The organism is Arcicella rigui (assembly GCF_034929435.1).
Taxonomy (GTDB): Bacteria; Bacteroidota; Bacteroidia; order Cytophagales; family Spirosomataceae; genus Arcicella; species Arcicella rigui.
In genome coordinates this window covers 125,946-144,090 of the sequence record NZ_JAYFUM010000020.1, presented here as the reverse complement: position 1 = coordinate 144,090, position 18,145 = coordinate 125,946, and the positions used below count along the sequence as shown (strand labels likewise).

Genomic DNA, 18,145 nt, shown 5'->3' with positions numbered 1-18,145 from the left:
GCTCTCTATTCTTAAATAAAGAATCTATAACAAAAAACAACCTGTCTATTAAGAATTAATAATAATTCATATATCTCTATCAATACCTCAAAGAACTCTTTAATCCAGTCTAATTAATCTCTTAACCTTACCAAATCTTGTTAGTAACTATCTTCCTAATTACTCCCCTTTCTCAACCCGTTGGCGTCGTTTGGGAGTGCAAAGATGCAAGGTTTATTTTTAATCACCAAACAATCTCACAAAACTTTTTTAAAGTTTTTTTCAAAAAAAACATAATATAAACCGTAATTCCAATGAAAATCAAAGACTTATTGATAACATTAAATGTTGAAAAAATTTCAAAAAATTTTCAACATTTTTCTAAAAACAGACAAACCAAAACAAAAAAAAGATGAAGTATATATAAAATACTTCACCTCTTTAGATGTTTTTTACAAGATTTTCACCAAATCTATCCTAAAAATGGATACTTATAGTCTGTTGGCGATACAAATGTTTCTTTGATTGTTCTTGGAGAAACCCATCTTAATAGATTTAACTTTGAACCAGCTTTATCATTTGTTCCTGATGCTCTTGCTCCTCCGAATGGTTGTTGTCCAACTACTGCTCCCGTTGGTTTGTCATTAATATAGAAGTTTCCAGCTGCGTTTATTAGCTTTTTATTGGCTATTTCTAAAGCATAGCGGTCTTGTGCGAAGATTGCTCCCGTTAAAGCATAATCAGAAGTTGTATTTACAATATCTAAGGTTTCTTCATACTTATCGGCATCATATACATAGATAGTAAGTACTGGACCAAAGATTTCTTCACACATGGTTGTATAGTGCGGGTCTTCTGTTAGAATAATGGTTGGCTCAATGAAATATCCTTTTGATTTATCGTAGTTTCCTCCTGCTATTACTTTCGCTTTATCAGATGCTTTTGCATTATCTATATAAGTAGTGATTTTATCAAAAGCTTTTTCATCAATTACTGCATTGACAAAATTTGAAAAATCTTCAACTGGACCAACTTTAATTTCGTTTAAATCTGCTTGAACATATTCCCAAGTTTGTTCCCAAAGTGTATTTGGAATATATGCTCTTGAAGCTGCCGAACATTTTTGTCCTTGATATTCAAAAGCTCCACGTACCAAACCTACGGCAAGTGCTTTGGCATCGGCTGATTTATGGGCTACCACAAAATCTTTACCGCCTGTTTCGCCAACAATTCTTGGGTATGATTTATACTTATGAATATTTTCTCCAATTGTTTTCCAGATATGTTGGAATACTTTAGTACTTCCTGTAAAGTGTACGCCTGCAAATTGTGGATGTTTGAAAACAATATCACCCGTTAATGGTCCATCGGTATAAATCAAATTGATTACGCCATCTGGCAATCCTGCTTCTTTCAATACTTTCATTAAAACATTGGCAGAATAGATTTGTTGTGGCGAAGGTTTCCAAACTACAACATTCCCCATCAATGCTGCCGAAGCGGGAAGGTTTCCTGCAATGGCTGTAAAGTTGAAGGGTGTTACAGCAAAAACGAATCCTTCTAATGGACGATACTCTAATCTATTCCAAACATAATCAGAAGAGATTGGCTGTTCTGCATAAATCTGTGTGGCGAAATGTACATTGAAACGAAGGAAGTCTATCCACTCGCAAGCTGAATCAATTTCTGCTTGGTAAGCATTTTTTGATTGACCTAACATCGTTGAAGCATTCAATTCATTACGATATTTTGTTGCTGAAAGGTCGGCTGCTTTCAAGAAAATAGCCATTCTATTTTCCCAAGGTAAATTTGCCCAAGCTTCTCTGGCAGCTAAGGCTGTGTCAATAGCTTGGTTTACATGAGTAGCATCGCCTTCGTGGTAATATCCTAAAATATGTTGATGGTCGTGTGGGGAAGTTAATGCTTGTTTGTTTCCTGTTCTTACTTCTTCTGAACCAATATACATTGGTACATCTGCTACGATACTTCGCATTTCAGTAAGTTTCGCAATAAGTGCTTCACGCTCCTTTGTGTTTGGAGCATACGAGTTGATTGGCTCATTCTTGGGCGTTGGTACGCTGAAAAATCCTGTTGACATTTGATGAAGTTTTTGGTTTCGTGTAAAATTACGGATTTTTTTGGACTGAAGGAATTTTGGACTTGAAGACTTTAAGACTGGAGGATTGACAGACTAAATTCTTTATAAATCATAATAACTGGGAGTTTAATGACATGAAGTATTGTACATTAGGAAAAGTGATTTTGTTAGGCTCTTTTATAAATCATAAAGTCTCCTAATCTTAAAGTATTTTAGTCCTCCAATCCTAAAGTCTTCAAGTCCAAAAATCCTAAAGTCACTCAAAAAAAGCAACTTTCGGGTTGAGGATGTTTTTTTATCAATCGACATTTGTATCGTTAATTTTATAAATCATGACAACAGATACTTATCATTATGAACGCATTGCGAAAGCAATTGAGTTTATCAGCGAAAATATTACGGCTCAACCTACTTTGGAGGAAATCGCTGAAAAAGTAAACCTTTCTCCTTTTCACTTTCAAAGAATATTTACGGAATGGGCTGGTGTGAGTCCGAAGAAATTTTTACAATTCTTGACGGCTGATTATTTAAAAGCAAAAATTAAATCGACGGCTACTTTGATTGAAGCCGCAGAAATCGCTGGACTTTCAAGTCAAAGTAGAGTGTATGATTTGTTCACAGGTATCGAAGCGGTTACTCCACAAGAATTCAAAAGTGGTGGAAAAGGTTTGCATATCAGTTATGCTTATCATCAAACTCCTTTTGGTGAATGTTTTTTGGCTGTTACTGAAAGAGGAATTTGTGGCATGGCTTTTACGGATGAACAAACAAAAAATGAAGATTTAGCAACCTTTAAGAAAAAATGGTTTTTTGCTACGATTCAAGAAAATGCTTCGATTACTTATCCTTATATAGAACGGATTTTTATGCCACATCTTAGTTCATTAGATAAACTACATTTATTGGTACAAGGCACAAATTTTCAATTGAAAGTTTGGGAAGCATTACTGACGATTCCGCAAGGTTCATTAACTACTTATCAACAAATTGCTGAAAGTATTGGAAAAGACAAAGCCGTAAGAGCCGTCGGTACGGCAGTGGGAAGTAATCCGATTGCGTATTTGATTCCCTGTCATCGTGTGATTAGAAAAGAAGGAAAACTTGGGGAATATCATTGGGGAAGTATTCGGAAGAAGGCTATTGTTGGATGGGAAGCGGCAAAAAAATTAGTGATTGAGTGAATTATGATTTAGTGATTTATTTTTTCAAAAAGTACAAATGTATCTTTTGAAAAATTATTGGCTGAAAAATATTCTGAATACTTATTTAATACTTTCTTTCTAAACATAAAACATTTAATCACTCAATCACAATTCACTAACTCACAATTAAACATGAATATCAATTCTATCAACTGGCAAAATGTTAAAGCTGATTTGGATGAACAGGGTTATGCTGTGATTCCTTCGCTGATACCGACTGAAATTTGTTCACAATTAATTGCTTCTTATACACAAGCGGATTTATATAGAAGTACGATTGTGATGAAACGCTATAATTTTGGAAAAGGCGAGTACAAATATTTTGCTTATCCATTGCCTGAAAGTATTGCTTATTTAAGGAATGAAATGTACAGTCCTTTATCAAAAATAGCGAACGAATGGAATCAGAAATTGGGCATTCATTTCACTTATCCAGAAAAGCACGCTGATTTTATAGAAGCTTGTCACCAACAAAATCAATGCAGACCAACGCCTTTGATTTTGAAATATGAAAAAGGAGATTTTAATACGCTTCATCAAGATTTGTATGGCGACTTATATTTTCCTTTTCAAGCAGTATTGTTTTTAACACAAGTAAATGAAGATTATACTGGCGGTGAATTTGTATTGATTGAACAAAAACCAAGGTTACAATCACAAGCGATTGTGCTACAACCCAACCGTGGCGATATGGTAATTTTTACCACGAATTTCAGAGTAGCTAAAGGAACAAGAGGATATTTTCGTTCACCGATGAAACATGGAGTAAGTAAATTACACAGTGGTAATCGTTATACTGTGGGCATTATTTTTCATGATGCGAAATGAAAACACATCAATCGCTTTTGAACGAAAAAGGCAATAATCGTGTATTACTTTCTCTAATTAAAAATAGAAAAATCCTTTGGGCTGGAAATCGTAAATTAAAAATTTATGGTAAACTCAATTGTAAATCTGGCAAAAGAATGAAAACCCAAAACCGAGTCTTCTTTCAAAATGAGCAAGAAGCCATAGCTTTGGGTTTTCGTCCTTGTGGGCATTGTATGAGATTAGAGTATTTGGATTGGAAAAGAATTCACATTGATTGATACTTCAAGGCTCTATTTTTCCATGAGAAATTTTCTCACCTCTGGATTGATAGCATTAGCATCTAATTTATCAGTAATCTTCAAAAAAACTAAAGCACTGTCTTTTTCCATATAATATGAATAAGCCATTGTTAACTGAGCATAAGCCTCTACGTTCTTATTATCTAATTCAGCAGCTATTCTAAAGTTGTCAATTGCTTTATTCAACAATTTAATATCATTGTTTTTAACAAACATTTGAGCATAACTTGTCCCCTTTGAAAGCCATACTTTAGAATTTTTAGGGTTTAATTTTAACGATTTATTAAAGTAAGTTAATGATTCTTCAAACTTCAATTGCATTCCAAGTATATTACCAAAACCCCAATAAACATCCGCATTAGTACTGTCTAAAAGCCAAGCTTGGTTAAATCGTTTCATAGAATTGTCATAATCCTTTTTATAGAAATACGCCCAAGCGTCCTTCAAATGACGACTAACAGCCTCTTTCCTACTTTTGAAGTATTTGTCACATTCTTCGATAAAATCCTTGTCAATTTGTAATTGCTCTTTACATTTTTTTACTCCACTATTCACACCATACATTGGTAGAATATTGATATTCTCTGGACAATCTTGAGATGACGAACAACTCAAAAAGAACACGATGATAAGTGCGTGAATCTGTTTCATAGAAATGGGTTTATAGTGAAATTTGATATTTCGAGAGTTTACATCATTCTCATGTAATCCAACATCACAATTTTGTTTGTTTACATTGAAGTTCTGTAAGCTTACAGAAAAGTTTTGTTGACTTACAAAATTTCTCTGCAAGCTTACAAAATAGTTTTGCAGACTTACATCGTTTCATTGCAAGCTTAATCTGTGTTTTTGACGCTTTCAAAACATTGATGTAGGTCAACAAAAAAGTTTTGATTGTTTACAAAATTTCTATGTAAGCTTACAAAAATATTTTGCAGACTTACAGCAAACCTATGTAGGTTTACAAAATGTCATTATTGAATGATTTTACACTAAAATAGAGCTTATAAGGTACTTTGTAAACATCTTTTGTAATGGTTTTAACCTACAAAATATTAAAAGCAGTTGATTCTGTAATTTTGTTTGTTTACAAAGAATAATTATAAGGCTTAAAATATTGATTGTTAATAATTTATAAGTCAAATCAAGTTAATCTTAAAATGATGTGTACTTATATCATTATTAATAGAATAAATATTCATTTGGCTTTATCTAAGGCTAATTTTAGGGCAAGACTTCCCAAAATTCCAGCCATAAACCATTTTTGAATTTTAATCCATGTCGGTCTTTCGCTGAACCATGTTGAAATACTGGATGCAAACAAAACGATCATTAGGTTCACCGAAAAACTGACCGTCATTTGAGTAAATCCTAATTGAAAGTTTTGAAGTAAAACATTGCCATATTCTGGTTTGATAAACTGCGGAAAGAATGACATATAGAATACCGCAATTTTAGGATTGAGTACATTGGTTAAAAAGCCCATTTGAAACAATTTGAAATTACTGTTGTCTTCCAAAGATGTTGTTTCAAAAACTGATTTACTTCCCGGTTTGATGGCGTTCCAAGCCAAGTACAAAAGATAGCCAACGCCCAACCATTTCAGAAAAGTATAAGCAAAAGGTACTGCCATCAAAATTGCGGTGAGTCCGAATGAAACCATGATGACATGAAATAGAAAACCGACAATCACACCCGACAGCGAAATAATGCCAGCTCGTTTGCCTTGTGAGATGGAACGAGAAATTAAATAAATCATGTTCGGCCCGGGCGTGATGACTAAACCAAAAGCGGCGATGATAAAGATGAGTAAGTCTGAAAATGGAATCATAATTTTTGGGTTCTGTACCACGGGATTTCATCCCGTATTTTTATTAGAGTTTTAAAATGTCACGGGATGGAATCCCGTGGTACAGTTTAGAATGATAAATATGGTAAAAGTCTTTCAAGTGTTTGTGCATCTAAGAGTTTAATATTTTCTAAATCCTTTTTACTCGAAAAATTTCCGTGCTGTTGTCGGTAAGCTATAATAGCTTTTGCAATATAGGGTCTTAAATAAGGATGTTTCAATTCTTCCAAAGTCACTTCATTGATTTTAATTTTCCGAATCGAAGGATTATTCACTCGCCCATATTTTAATAATTCATCAATCGAAAGTGAGTCTAATCCCCAAATGTATCGTACTTGTTCTACCGAATAAAAACCACCTAATTTTTCTCTTTCTTGCACAATTCTCATCGCACGCTTTGAAGCAATGCCTTTCAATTTCTTTAAGTCGTTCGTATCGGCTTTGTTCAAATCAATAAGTACGGGTTTAAAAATTTCCTTTTTGGCAACAGGTAAAGTCGTTACTTTTTCAGCAAGATTTTCTGTTTTATTCATGGCAATATTTTCTTGAATGGGCTGAGTATTCGCCAAAACAATGTAGGGTTCTAAATTTTGATAGAGTGTTGTCGGGAAACTATAAATGCGTTGCAAATCCTCTTTTTTTCTAAATTTTCCACCTTTACTTCGGTATTTGATTATTCGTTCGGCAAGCCAATGAGGTACTCCAAGCTTTTCAAAGTCTGTGAGACTTGCCAAGTTTGGGTCAAAAGAAAAGTAATGAATAGGCTTTGAAGCAACAGTGTTTTCGTCTTTCTCAAATTTATTTTCAGAAAAATCACGCTTTTCGGCATTACGTTCGTTGGCTTCTTTTACTTCAATTTTTGCTATTAGTTCTTCTACCCTTTTTACATCAACAGTGCTGACGGAGGTATTTTTTTGTGGAAGAAAGTCAAAAATAAAAGTAGAAACAATCAGGAGAAAAAGCAGGAAAATCAAAACCATAAAGCCTTTGATTTCAGTTTGACTAAACGAAAAATAGTCACGGAGGTAAGATTTTAATTTTTGATACATGGTGTTTATTAAGATAAGTAGGAATATTAATTATGAGTTATGAATTAGGTCTGTACAAAAGATTTCAGTCTGTCAAACCCTATTTGTGTTTGACAAATACTAATCGCTTTCCACAGAAAATTCGATGTTTATTCTGTAATTCGGGCTTTTGAACTAATTTTGCAATTCTTTTATCGCTTTAAGCCTTAGGCAGTAAGCGGTAAGCTATTTTTTTAATTATTGTTATCAACAATAGTCGAGATTATTTTTGATTTTTTGATAATACTAATTTACAAGATTTCTGCTAACGAAAGTCTTGAAATTGAAGCTTTTATCTGTTCCAAAAACGTTTATGATACTTTATAGCACAAATCATCAAAGTGATGATGTTTCTTTAGAAGAAGCAGTTTTCAGAGGACTTCCTCCCGACAATGGCTTGTATATGCCACACGTTATTCCGACTTTACCCGCTTCTTTTTTTGAAAAGATTGATACGCTTTCAATTTCAGAAATTGCTTTTGAAGTAAGTAAAGCTTTATTGGGCGACGATATTCCTGAAGAAGATATTAAGACGATAGTAGAAAGAGCGATTGATTTTGATGCTCCTTTGGTTGCTCTTGAAAAAGATACTTACGTTTTAGAATTATTTCATGGGCCATCAATGGCTTTCAAAGATTTTGGTGCAAGATTCATGGCATCGTTGATGTCTTACTTTTTGCAGAAATCACAAAAAGATATTCATATTCTTGTAGCAACGTCTGGCGATACTGGCGGAGCAGTGGCACAGGGTTTTTATAAAACGCCGGGCATCAAAGTAACGATTTTGTATCCGACAGGAAAAGTATCGGACATTCAAGAAAAACAATTGACTACTTTAGGCGAAAACGTAACAGCTTTAGAAGTAGATGGTACTTTTGACGATTGTCAGGCTTTAGTAAAAGCAGCCTTTTTGGATAAAGAATTATCTTCAAAAATCAATTTAGCTTCTGCCAATTCTATCAACATTAGTCGATTGATTCCTCAATCTTTCTATTATTTCAATGCTTATGCACAATTGAAAAAAGCTGGCAATACCAAACCAGTAGTTTTCTGTGTGCCAAGTGGAAACTTTGGAAATTTATCAGCAGGATTGATTGCTCAGAAAATGGGCTTGCCTGTGAAAATGTTTGTAGCGGCTACGAATGTGAATAACATCGTTCCGAAGTATTTGTCTTCTGGCAATTATGAACCAAAGCCTTCGCAAGAAACCATTTCAAATGCGATGGATGTGGGAAATCCTTCTAATTTTATCAGAATGCGATTGTTGGCTGGCGATGCTCATGAAGAAGTAGTAAAACATATTGCTGGAGATTTCAGTGATGATACTGCTACCAGAGCAGCCATGAAAGATGTGTATGAAAGAACCCAATATGTGATGTGTCCACATACTGCGGTGGCGTACTTAGGTTTGAAATCTTATACTGATACTTTATCAGAAGAAGTAGCAGGCGTGTTGTTATCCACAGCTCATTATGCTAAATTCTTGGATGTTGTAGAAGAAACTTTAGGAACATCAGTAGCGATTCCAGAAAGACTTTCAGCTTTACTTTCTAAAGAAAAAGTAGCCATTCCGATGACTAAGGAGTTTAGTAATTTTAAGGAGTATCTTCTTTCTTTATAATTGAGTGAATTAGTGAGTTGTGATTTAGTGATTAAATTTCAACTTAAAGTTTCTTATAAATAAAAATGCCATTCGACTAAAATCCGAATGGCATTTTTATTTATAGGAAATACTGATAACTATTAACAGTTTTCAGATAACAGCTTAAGATTAATTATACATTCCCTCTATCAAATCCTTGTAGTTATTGTGAATAATTTTTCTTTTTAGTTTGAGCGTTGGCGTTAATTCGCCTGAATCAATGGTGAATAATTTGGGTAATAATTCAATCTTTTTCACTTGTTCGTATTGGGCGATATTTTTCATTAATGATTTTACCTCATCGTCCAATTTCTCTCTTACTTTTTCATTTTTTATCATTTGCATTGAATCTGCACAATCAATTCCGTGACGAGTACACCATTCTTTCAAAGCATTGAATTCTGGTACAACCAAAGCCGACGGGAATTTTTGCCCTTCTCCTACTACAATTGCCTGTTCTATCAAAACAGATTCTTTCAGTTTGTTTTCTATTACTTGTGGAGCAACATATTTTCCACCAGAAGTTTTGAAGATTTCTTTTTTACGGTCAGTGATTTTCAAGAAACGTCCTTCCGAAAATTCACCAATATCGCCTGTATGAAACCAGCCATCTGCATCAATCGCCTCGGCAGTTGCTTCTGGTTTTTTATAATAACCTTTCATTACTGATGGCCCTTTTACACATATTTCGCCATCTTCTGCAATTTTTACTTGAATATTTGGCAAAACTGTGCCTACGCAACCTACTCTGAAATCAGCTAAAATACTTGAAGAAACCACTGGCGAAGTTTCAGTAAGTCCGTAACCTTCAGCAATAGGAATTTCAGCCGCCCAGAATACTCTTGACAAACGAGCTTGCAAAGCCGCAGAACCCGAAGCAATAATTTTGATATTTCCGCCTAAAGCTTCTTTCCATTTACTGAAAATTAGTTTTCGAGCGATTTTTAGTTGTGTATCGTACCACCAACCCATATTTTTCATCGGGTCGTATTGCAAACCTAAATTTAAGGCCCAGAAGAAAAGTTGTTTTTTAATCCCCGTTAGTTCATAGCCTTTGGCTACGATTTTATCATACACTTTTTCTAACAATCGAGGAACGGTAGCGAATACTTGTGGTTTTACATCTTTGATATTATCAGCAATGGTATCCATACTTTCGGCATAATATACCGAAACGCCATAATACATATAAACATACACATCGGTGCGTTCGTAAATATGACAAAGCGGAAGGAAACTAAGAGCTTTATCATTTTCATTCAATTCCAAATGTTTGCCAATCACTAAACCATCAATATTTGAAATGATGTTATCGTGCGTCAGCATTACACCTTTGGGTTTTCCTGTTGTGCCAGAAGTATAAATTAATGTTAATAAATCGTCTGGTTGAACAGCAGCCTTGAAAGGTTCAATCTGAGCGAAGTCTTCACCTTCTGCCAATTTTGTAATTTCAGTCCAGTGTTTAGCTCCTTTAAAATTATCAAAAGTATAAATGCCTTCAATTCCTTCAAGTACCGAAGTTGCTTCTAATACTTTATCCAATAATGCTCTGTCAGAAACAAAAATCAATTTTACTTCTGCATCAGTGAAAATATAACGGTAATCTTCAATCGTGATGGTTGGGTACATCGGCACTAACACCGCTCCTATTTGTTGAACACCCAATTCTACAAAATTCCATTCCGGACGGTTATTAGAAATTAAAGCGATTTTATCATCTTTTTTAATACCCAATTTCAACAATCCAACACTCACTTTGTTGACAGTCTCTATTACTTCTGTTGCACTGTATTTTCTCCATGCACCATTTACTTTATTGGCAAATGTGTCTTCTTTATTAACTTTTAAAACACAGTTGGGTAGTAAATCAAATACTCTGGTAATGTTTGGATTACTTTTCATAACGATTAAAGTTTGTTAGATTGCTCGTCAGTATAAAATACAATTTAAAATTTATATTTTACAATACCTTTCAAACAAAGATAGTAAGATTAACGAAATCAAAATAGTATGCAAGCATAATTTTATTCATAAATTATAAAACTTTTCCACATTCTAAATTAACATTTTCAACAGCCAAATGTATTCAAATGGCTCAAATAAGCAATAATCCCCATAAATGAGGAAAAGTTATCCACAAAAAAATCCTGTATGTGGATAAGTACAGGATTGGTATTTTATCGGTTATTAACAATTAGTTGATAGAATCACCTCTTAAAGTTCTAAATCGCTTTCTTGCATCAGCTCCAAAGATACTTCCGGGGTATTTTACCAACAATTCTTGGTATAAATTCATAGCTTTTGTGGATTGATTCAGTACTTCTTGATAAGTTTTAGCCAAAAGATAGAGAGCATCGTCCCCTTTTATATCGTGTGGATAATTCTGCATAATGTTTTCTAAATCCTTTACTCCTTTATCCACATCTCCCTGTTTTAGATAAACACCTGCTCTAAGAAAAAGTAAATCATCCATAATCGGATTGCCACGATAAGCCTTTTCCATGATATTCAACTTATCCACAGCTTCTTTATTTCTGTGTTGAAAAAGTAATAATTCTACTTGTGAATAATCTTTTAAGGCTGATTCTGTGGAATCTTCCCCTGTGTTTTCCTGAATCATCAAGCTAAGTTCCATCGCATCATTGGCAATTTCACGGCTTGTGGCTTGTTTCAGAATATCAAGTACTTCTTTTGCCAATTCAAAATCTCCTCTGAAATATGCCAACTTCGCATTTCTCAATTTTGCTTCATAACCCAAAGGACTATCTTTCTCTGACTTTTCCACTTGTGAATACAAAAGGGTGGCTTCCCAAGGCTCAGATTTCAACAAGTAAATATCTCCTAAATCTAATTTACACTTATCCACAAAGATTTGGTCGGCAGCTCCTATTTTGATGGCATTTTCCAAAACGGCTATTGCTGTATCTTTTTCGTTCAAGTAAAAAGCATACAAAAGCCCTTTACTTTTCAGTGCTTCGAGGGTTCTTTGATTTGTGCCTAATTCTTCCAGCATTTTGGTGTATTCGCCTATCAGCAAACGAATATCCGACTGATTGATGGGATAAGTAGTTTTGATAACTTCCTCTTTGGCATTTATCAACATTCTTCTCCACAACGGATAATTCTGGTGTTTCGGGTATTCTTTTACCAAGTATTCAAATACTTTTCCAGCGTTTACATAATCTTTATTTTGATGCACCAAAAAGCCAAAATCTGTCATCTGAACACCATCTCTTCTGTATCTTCTATCCAAGGCTCTAAGCTGAACAAAAGCTTTATAAAAATCCTTTTTCTGAATCAAATGCCAAATCAAGATTTCGTTGTAATAAGTGGTATTCGGAAACTTCTGTACTTTGGCATAAAGTATTTTCTCTAATTCGGCGGTTTCTTTTTCGTTCTTCAACTCATCTTGTAGGATAACTTGTATCATTTCTTGATTCTGAGTGACTAAACCAAACTTGAGGTACTCTTCTATCATTTGTGGGATATTTGATTGAGCACGATAGAAATTAGCCAATTCTATGGCATATTTATCATCCGACTTAAAGAAGAGCCTCGATACCTCAATCGTTTGTATAGCTAAATCGAACTGTCCTCTGCCTGCAAAATTGTTGGCTAAATTTCTTACGGCATCTTCATTTTCACGTACTTTCTCAATTGCCAAAAGATAGTTTTTTTGAGCTTCTTCTTTGCGTTCAAGATTTTCATAAAGCCTCGCTAAGTCAACTAAAAATTGAGGGTTTTCTTTATCTGCATTCTTGATTTGCTTTTTGATATACTTTTCGGCTTCGTTCCATTCTTTCAGTTTCAACAAAGTTTCAAGATAATAATTGTAAACCTCGTCTTTGCTTTCTTTACTCTTCGCCAATTTTTGAAAAATGCTTTTGGCTTTTTCATACTCACCCGCTTTGAAGTATTCGACACCCAACGCTACATCCTGAGCAAACATTTTTGATGAAAGCAAAACAAGCAGGCAAAGTGCCTTCAAAAAAGTTTTCAACATCATCTTATACTTATACATAATAATTTTTATTTAAATTTTTAAAAAAGAAAACTATTACTTCTATTATACTGTGGATATGTGGATTAATACTGTGAAACATTGTTTTCACAAAAGCCTGTTTATATCTCATTTGTTTTCCACATTCTAAAGATACTTATCAACGATTAAAAACTTGATTTATAGACTTTTATTTTTAATCAACAATTGTGTGCATAAATAATCTATTTTTCTCAACACTTTCCACACTGACTTTTTGTGTGTTTAACTTGTCGTAAAAACTGTGTTTAAATCGGAAGTTTTCCACTTTTCAAAAGAGCCATTTTTTATTTCCACAATGCCCTTTCTTTTTTCCACAATTTCGATACCCCAAAAACACATAGTTTTCCACTTTTTTTCACGGCTATTTGCCCTATTTTTCGACTTATCCACAGTCTTTTCTGAAAATGATGATTTTTCAACGATTTAGTCGATAGTGAAATCATTTCCCGACAAAACGAAGTTCTGTTTCAGTTTTATCCGCACTGGGTGATAGATTATTTTTTCGGGAGTAATATTCTTTTCCACATCGCCTTCATCCCACTTAGCATTTCGATTTTCGTCAACAACTAATCTGATAAAATAAATACCCGCTTTAAGAAAGCTAAATTCGTAATGCAATACGTTGTCCACTTTTTCTTGAACTACTTCATTTCGTTCGTTTAGGAGCTGAACGATAAAATTTTTCTTGTTGGGGTTTTTCACATCGCCTTCGATGATGCCATAATTTTCTGGGTCACGGATGGGGTGCATAACTTCGTACTTTCCTGTTGAGTCGTTTTCAACAGAAATGAAAGTTCCTTTTTTCAATCTTACTCTTACAAATTCTTTGGGTTTCGGCCCGTTGATTTTGAAAGTCAAACTGGTTTTGTCATCGTTCCAGCGGAAGTCTTTTTCAGAAATCGCTACCTTATTAATAGAGTCGTTTTGAATATCGATGAGGTCGAGATTGACATGAGCAATTGGTTTTGTAAAATTGAAAGTGTAGCCAATTTCTTTTAAATCTATGTCTTCGTTATTAGCAGGAATGGCTTTCATCGAAAATTCCTCTTTCACACTTTCGTCTTTTTTGCCTTTTACTTTAAACTTAATTTTTTGGTCATGTGTAAAAACCCTGTCTAATGAGTCAGTAACCGATATTTTTACTTTAATCGTATCGCTTGAATTGTTGATAGTATTGAAAATTCGGAGGTTTCTGTTATCTAATTGTTGATAAACCAAGCTATCTTTTTTCTGTTGAAAAGCAATTTTCACTTTTTTGAATCCTCGGTTATACTCTATATTATAATAGTTGATGCTACTTCTGGTTTTTAAAACCTTGTTGGGTGTTTTGTCCATTTTGGCAATATCTATATTTAGGTTTTGCAAATTACTTTTTAGGTCGATGGTATCTTTTACAAAACCGATTAGCTCTTTGGCTTCTTCGTACAATAAATTATTGTTGAGGTCAGTCACGGCAAAAATTCTATACTTTCCAAGAGCTACGTTTTCAATTTTAAAAACTCCAGAAGTATCAGTTTTGGTGAAGTAATAAGGCTTTTCCTTTTTAGGATTTAGCGTGTCAGAATAAAAATACATTCCTACATTAATGTCTAACACTGGCTTATTGATGAGTGGATTCATCACTTTTCCACTTACCGAAAGTGAATCTATGATATTGCCTGTACTAAAAACCAATCGAATATTTTTGGCGATATTTCTTTCTGTTACGTCTTTGATGGCATTTCTAAAATTCAAACTATAAGTAGTGTTTGGTTTGAAAGGTTTATCAAAAGTAAGTCTTAGTCCTTTCGGATTAATTTTAGTTTCATAAGTACCTTCAATATTTGGGGTAATCAATAATTGCTGTTGAATATTATCAATGCTTACATATTCATTGAATTCCAATTCTACTTGTCTTCCTCTGAAATTTGTGGTTTGGTTTACTGGAAAAGTCTTTGTGATTACAGGTGATAGTGTATCTTTTTTACCTCCTGTGGGAGCTACTATTTGAGCACAACTAAAAAGGATTTCAAGGAGAATAAAACTTACAAAACTTATCAAGACTATGTTTTTTACTTTCATGTGAATATGTTGAAAACTTTGTGGAAAAATGAACGCCTCTTCCGTGAAACGTTAAAACGAATATTTACTTATGCCAAAATTGCTCAAAAAAAATGGTTTTTTGAAATGTGGAACATTTGGCAAAAAGAAACCCTCAGTGTTTATGAAACTCTGAGGGTTGTGGAAAAGTGTCGAAATAATGTTAATTCTTCTTAAATATGTAAATCAAACTTGAATAGTTCTGTTGATTACTGCTTGCTTTTAAATTAGATTTCAAACCGTCGAGAAGTGCTTTCAGATAATTGATTTTTCCAGCTTGATATTTTGTACTTAGCATAGACACATAGAAAGAATCAAATTTCATCGGAAGCGTTTCTACTAATTGAAATCCTTTTTTCTCGAAAAGTAATTTGATAGTACTTTGCGAGAAGTGATATAAATGTCTTGGCACATCATAAGCCGCCCAATGCTCGCCATAAATCTTTGCATCTTCTGATTCATAATTAGGAACGGCGATAATTAAAGAACCGTCGTCTTTCAAGCGATTAAAGAGCCATTCTACCGTTTCATTTAATAAGTGAACGTGTTCTAATACGTGCCACATACTGATGACATCAAACTGTTCATTAGTGAACGAAGAGAGTACTTCTTCTTGAATCTTTGTTTGGTTAATACTTTCAGCAATTGCCCTCGCTCCTGAGTCTGGTTCGATTCCAGCAACGTTCCAACCATTTTCTCGACAAACATTCAAGAACATACCAGTTCCACAACCTACATCCAAGAGTTTTCCTTTTTTTGGCGAAAGTCTATTCACTAATTCTAATTTACCTTTCAAAGTATATTTTCGTACTGAATGATAAAGTTTAGCAATAAGTCCTTTAGAAGTATTGGTATGCGAAATGTATGAATCAGCTTTGTAGTAATCGCCAATGACATTTAAGGCTGGTCGTGGGTTAGTGAATTTGAAATTACATTGTTTACAATTAACAATTTCAAAAGTCTCTTGGCTTACGGTATAATCCTTGACATTGAGATAATGACTGAGAGAATGATGTTGGCAAACGGGGCAATTACTTATTTTTTCCATTGTTATCAATTTTCGCAAAGATACAAAAAAGACTTGCAAGGTTTAGGAGTGCATCATCCTTTACTTACAAGTCTTATTGAATGATTTATTCTAATGTTTTATTAGCTCAAAATGTTGAAAAATGCCTCAATGTTTATCTATCCATATAAAGCATTAAAACTGAAACATCAGAAGGAGAAACACCGCTAATGCGTGAAGCTTGACCAATAGTGGCTGGTCTTATCTTTGATAGTTTCTGACGACCTTCATTTGAGATAGCTTTTAAGTTGGCATAATCAAAACTTGCAGGAATCTTGAGGTTTTCAAATTTCAATAGTTTATTAACCATCACCTGCTCTTTTTCGATATAACTTTCATATTTAACATTGATTTCAGCTTGTTCTAAAATTTCATCTGTGAAATTTGAAAGATAAGAAGCTACTTCTTGCGTCAATGTTTTCAATTTAGAAATATCAATATCTGGACGTTTCAGTAAATTAATAATTGGCGTTCCCTCTCTCAGCGGAGCAGTACCGATATTTTCTAATACAGGATTTACTTCTTCTGGTTTTACTTTCAAGCCTTTTAAACCTTTCAACAATTCCAGCGTTTGCTCTTTTTTATGATTTACTTTTTGAAGTCTTTCTTCCGAAGCTAAACCGATAGAATAACCTTTTTCTGTCAAACGAATATCAGCATTATCCTGACGAAGCAAAGTTCTGTACTCTGCTCTTGAAGTAAACATTCGATAAGGTTCTTCTGTACCTTTATTAATCAAATCATCAATCAATACGCCAATATATGCTTCTGAACGAGACAAAGTAAATTCAGCCAAATCTTTAGCTTTTTGATGTGCATTGATTCCAGCCATTAAACCTTGGCAAGCGGCTTCTTCATATCCAGTAGTTCCGTTGATTTGTCCTGCAAAGAAAAGGTTTTCAATCAACTTCGTTTCTAAAGTTTGCTTTAATTGTGTTGGTGGAAAGAAATCATACTCGATAGCATAACCCGGACGGAACATTCTTACATTTTCAAAACCGGGTATTTTTTTCAAAGCTGCATACTGTACATCTTCTGGTAAAGACGTAGAAAAACCATTCACATACACTTCAACTGTATTCCATCCTTCTGGCTCTACAAATATTTGGTGACGGTCTTTATCCGCAAAACGATTGATTTTATCTTCTACCGAAGGACAGTATCTTGGGCCTAAACCTTTGATTCTTCCAGCAAACATGGGAGATTTTTCAAAACCAGTTTTTAGAATATCGTGTACTTCATGATTTGTATAAGTAATCCAGCAACTTCTTTGCTCGGTTAATGAAGGAGTATCTAAGTACGAAAACTTACTTGGGTTTTCATCACCTTGTTGTTCTTCCATTTTGGTATAATCCAAACTTCTTCCATCGACTCTTGGTGGAGTTCCTGTTTTCATTCTTCCTGCTTCAAAACCTAAAGACACTAATTGTTCAGTAATACCCGTTGCTTTTCCTTCGGCTGTTCTTCCACCGCCAAAATTCTTTTCACCAATGTGAATAAGTCCATTCAAAAATGTTCCGTTTGTTAAAACTACTGATTTTGCTTTGAACTCTATTCCTAATTGAGTTTTCACTCCTACTACTTTATTATCTTCAATCAGTAGTCCTGAAACCATTTCTTGCCAAAAATCAACATTTGTATTTCTTTCCAAAGCCAAACGCCATTCTTCTGCAAATCTCATTCTATCAGATTGGCATCTTGGCGACCACATTGCTGGGCCTTTAGAACGGTTCAACATTCTAAATTGAATCATGGTTTTATCAGAAATAATTCCAGACATTCCTCCTAAAGCATCCACCTCACGAACAATTTGTCCTTTGGCTACTCCGCCCATTGCAGGATTACAAGACATCTGAGCGATGGTATTCATATTCATCGTTATCAGAAGTACTTTTGAACCCATTGTTGCAGCAGCATGTGCGGCTTCACATCCCGCATGACCAGCTCCTACTACTATTACATCATAATTGCTATACATTGTTTCTATGGTAGTTAATTCTACTATGAATATT

Annotated in this window: 13 protein-coding genes; 4 read left to right on the top strand and 9 right to left on the bottom strand. The window is 34.2% G+C overall.

Annotated features, from left to right (window positions below):
• Positions 1-451: 451 nt before the first annotated feature.
• Positions 452-2,077, bottom strand: a complete 1,626-nt coding sequence (gene pruA / locus VB248_RS16675) for an L-glutamate gamma-semialdehyde dehydrogenase (protein WP_323297942.1) — start codon at positions 2,075-2,077, stop codon at positions 452-454.
• A 332-nt stretch (positions 2,078-2,409) separates the two neighbouring features.
• Here pruA and VB248_RS16670 point away from each other — a divergent pair, with 332 nt between their 5' ends.
• From VB248_RS16670 to VB248_RS16660, 3 genes are all read left to right on the top strand, one after another.
• Positions 2,410-3,258, top strand: coding sequence for a bifunctional helix-turn-helix domain-containing protein/methylated-DNA--[protein]-cysteine S-methyltransferase (locus tag VB248_RS16670; protein ID WP_323297941.1), 849 nt, complete (start codon positions 2,410-2,412; stop codon positions 3,256-3,258).
• A 153-nt stretch (positions 3,259-3,411) separates the two neighbouring features.
• Positions 3,412-4,107, top strand: coding sequence for a 2OG-Fe(II) oxygenase (locus tag VB248_RS16665; protein ID WP_323297940.1), 696 nt, complete (start codon positions 3,412-3,414; stop codon positions 4,105-4,107).
• Complete coding sequence (locus VB248_RS16660) at positions 4,104-4,367, top strand: Ada metal-binding domain-containing protein (protein ID WP_323297939.1); 264 nt, start codon at positions 4,104-4,106, stop codon at positions 4,365-4,367. Before VB248_RS16665 ends, VB248_RS16660 begins: the two co-directional genes overlap by 4 nt.
• A gap of 12 nt (positions 4,368-4,379) precedes the next feature.
• Here the strand turns inward: VB248_RS16660 and VB248_RS16655 are convergent, their stop codons facing one another.
• The 3 genes from VB248_RS16655 to VB248_RS16645 all read right to left on the bottom strand — a co-directional run bounded on the left by VB248_RS16655 (position 4,380) and on the right by VB248_RS16645 (position 7,286).
• Entirely contained in the window at positions 4,380-5,039 is a 660-nt protein-coding gene (locus tag VB248_RS16655) for a tetratricopeptide repeat protein (RefSeq protein WP_323297938.1), read from the bottom strand.
• Positions 5,040-5,586: 547 nt separating this feature from the next.
• Entirely contained in the window at positions 5,587-6,219 is a 633-nt protein-coding gene (locus tag VB248_RS16650) for a LysE family translocator (protein ID WP_323297937.1), read from the bottom strand.
• Positions 6,220-6,305: 86 nt separating this feature from the next.
• Positions 6,306-7,286 (bottom strand): ComEA family DNA-binding protein, encoded by a 981-nt coding sequence (locus VB248_RS16645; protein WP_323297936.1) that lies wholly within the window; start codon positions 7,284-7,286, stop codon positions 6,306-6,308.
• Between the two features lie 331 nt (positions 7,287-7,617).
• Between VB248_RS16645 and thrC the strand changes: the two genes are divergently transcribed.
• The gene (gene thrC / locus VB248_RS16640) at positions 7,618-8,925 is read left to right on the top strand and encodes a threonine synthase (protein WP_323297935.1); all 1,308 of its coding nucleotides are present in this window, start codon (positions 7,618-7,620) and stop codon (positions 8,923-8,925) included.
• A 150-nt stretch (positions 8,926-9,075) separates the two neighbouring features.
• Here thrC and VB248_RS16635 read toward each other — a convergent pair whose 3' ends face one another.
• The 5 genes from VB248_RS16635 to mnmG all read right to left on the bottom strand — a co-directional run bounded on the left by VB248_RS16635 (position 9,076) and on the right by mnmG (position 18,111).
• Entirely contained in the window at positions 9,076-10,848 is a 1,773-nt protein-coding gene (locus VB248_RS16635) for an AMP-dependent synthetase/ligase (RefSeq protein ID WP_323297934.1), read from the bottom strand.
• Between the two features lie 292 nt (positions 10,849-11,140).
• Positions 11,141-12,967 carry a tetratricopeptide repeat protein gene (locus VB248_RS16630; RefSeq protein ID WP_323297933.1) on the bottom strand — a complete coding sequence of 609 codons (1,827 nt, stop codon included), beginning with the start codon at positions 12,965-12,967 and terminating at the stop codon, positions 11,141-11,143.
• A gap of 444 nt (positions 12,968-13,411) precedes the next feature.
• Positions 13,412-15,049, bottom strand: a complete 1,638-nt coding sequence (locus tag VB248_RS16625) for an Ig-like domain-containing domain (RefSeq protein WP_323297932.1) — start codon at positions 15,047-15,049, stop codon at positions 13,412-13,414.
• Between the two features lie 181 nt (positions 15,050-15,230).
• Positions 15,231-16,115, bottom strand: coding sequence for a class I SAM-dependent methyltransferase (locus VB248_RS16620; protein WP_323297931.1), 885 nt, complete (start codon positions 16,113-16,115; stop codon positions 15,231-15,233).
• 133 nt (positions 16,116-16,248) lie between these two features.
• Positions 16,249-18,111, bottom strand: coding sequence for a tRNA uridine-5-carboxymethylaminomethyl(34) synthesis enzyme MnmG (gene mnmG, locus VB248_RS16615; RefSeq protein ID WP_323297930.1), 1,863 nt, complete (start codon positions 18,109-18,111; stop codon positions 16,249-16,251).
• Positions 18,112-18,145: the final 34 nt, after the last annotated feature.

Bases quoted from the DNA above. Each gene is read 5' to 3' on its own strand.
- pruA (WP_323297942.1), bottom strand. From the start codon at position 2,077: ATGTCAACAGGATTTTTCAGCGTACCAACGCCCAAGAATGAGCCAATC.
- VB248_RS16670 (WP_323297941.1), top strand. From the start codon at position 2,410: ATGACAACAGATACTTATCATTATGAACGCATTGCGAAAGCAATTGAG.
- VB248_RS16665 (WP_323297940.1), top strand. From the start codon at position 3,412: ATGAATATCAATTCTATCAACTGGCAAAATGTTAAAGCTGATTTGGAT.
- VB248_RS16660 (WP_323297939.1), top strand. From the start codon at position 4,104: ATGAAAACACATCAATCGCTTTTGAACGAAAAAGGCAATAATCGTGTA.
- VB248_RS16655 (WP_323297938.1), bottom strand. From the start codon at position 5,039: ATGAAACAGATTCACGCACTTATCATCGTGTTCTTTTTGAGTTGTTCG.
- VB248_RS16650 (WP_323297937.1), bottom strand. From the start codon at position 6,219: ATGATTCCATTTTCAGACTTACTCATCTTTATCATCGCCGCTTTTGGT.
- VB248_RS16645 (WP_323297936.1), bottom strand. From the start codon at position 7,286: ATGTATCAAAAATTAAAATCTTACCTCCGTGACTATTTTTCGTTTAGT.
- thrC (WP_323297935.1), top strand. From the start codon at position 7,618: ATGATACTTTATAGCACAAATCATCAAAGTGATGATGTTTCTTTAGAA.
- VB248_RS16635 (WP_323297934.1), bottom strand. From the start codon at position 10,848: ATGAAAAGTAATCCAAACATTACCAGAGTATTTGATTTACTACCCAAC.
- VB248_RS16630 (WP_323297933.1), bottom strand. From the start codon at position 12,967: ATGTATAAGTATAAGATGATGTTGAAAACTTTTTTGAAGGCACTTTGC.
- VB248_RS16625 (WP_323297932.1), bottom strand. From the start codon at position 15,049: ATGAAAGTAAAAAACATAGTCTTGATAAGTTTTGTAAGTTTTATTCTC.
- VB248_RS16620 (WP_323297931.1), bottom strand. From the start codon at position 16,115: ATGGAAAAAATAAGTAATTGCCCCGTTTGCCAACATCATTCTCTCAGT.
- mnmG (WP_323297930.1), bottom strand. From the start codon at position 18,111: ATGTATAGCAATTATGATGTAATAGTAGTAGGAGCTGGTCATGCGGGA.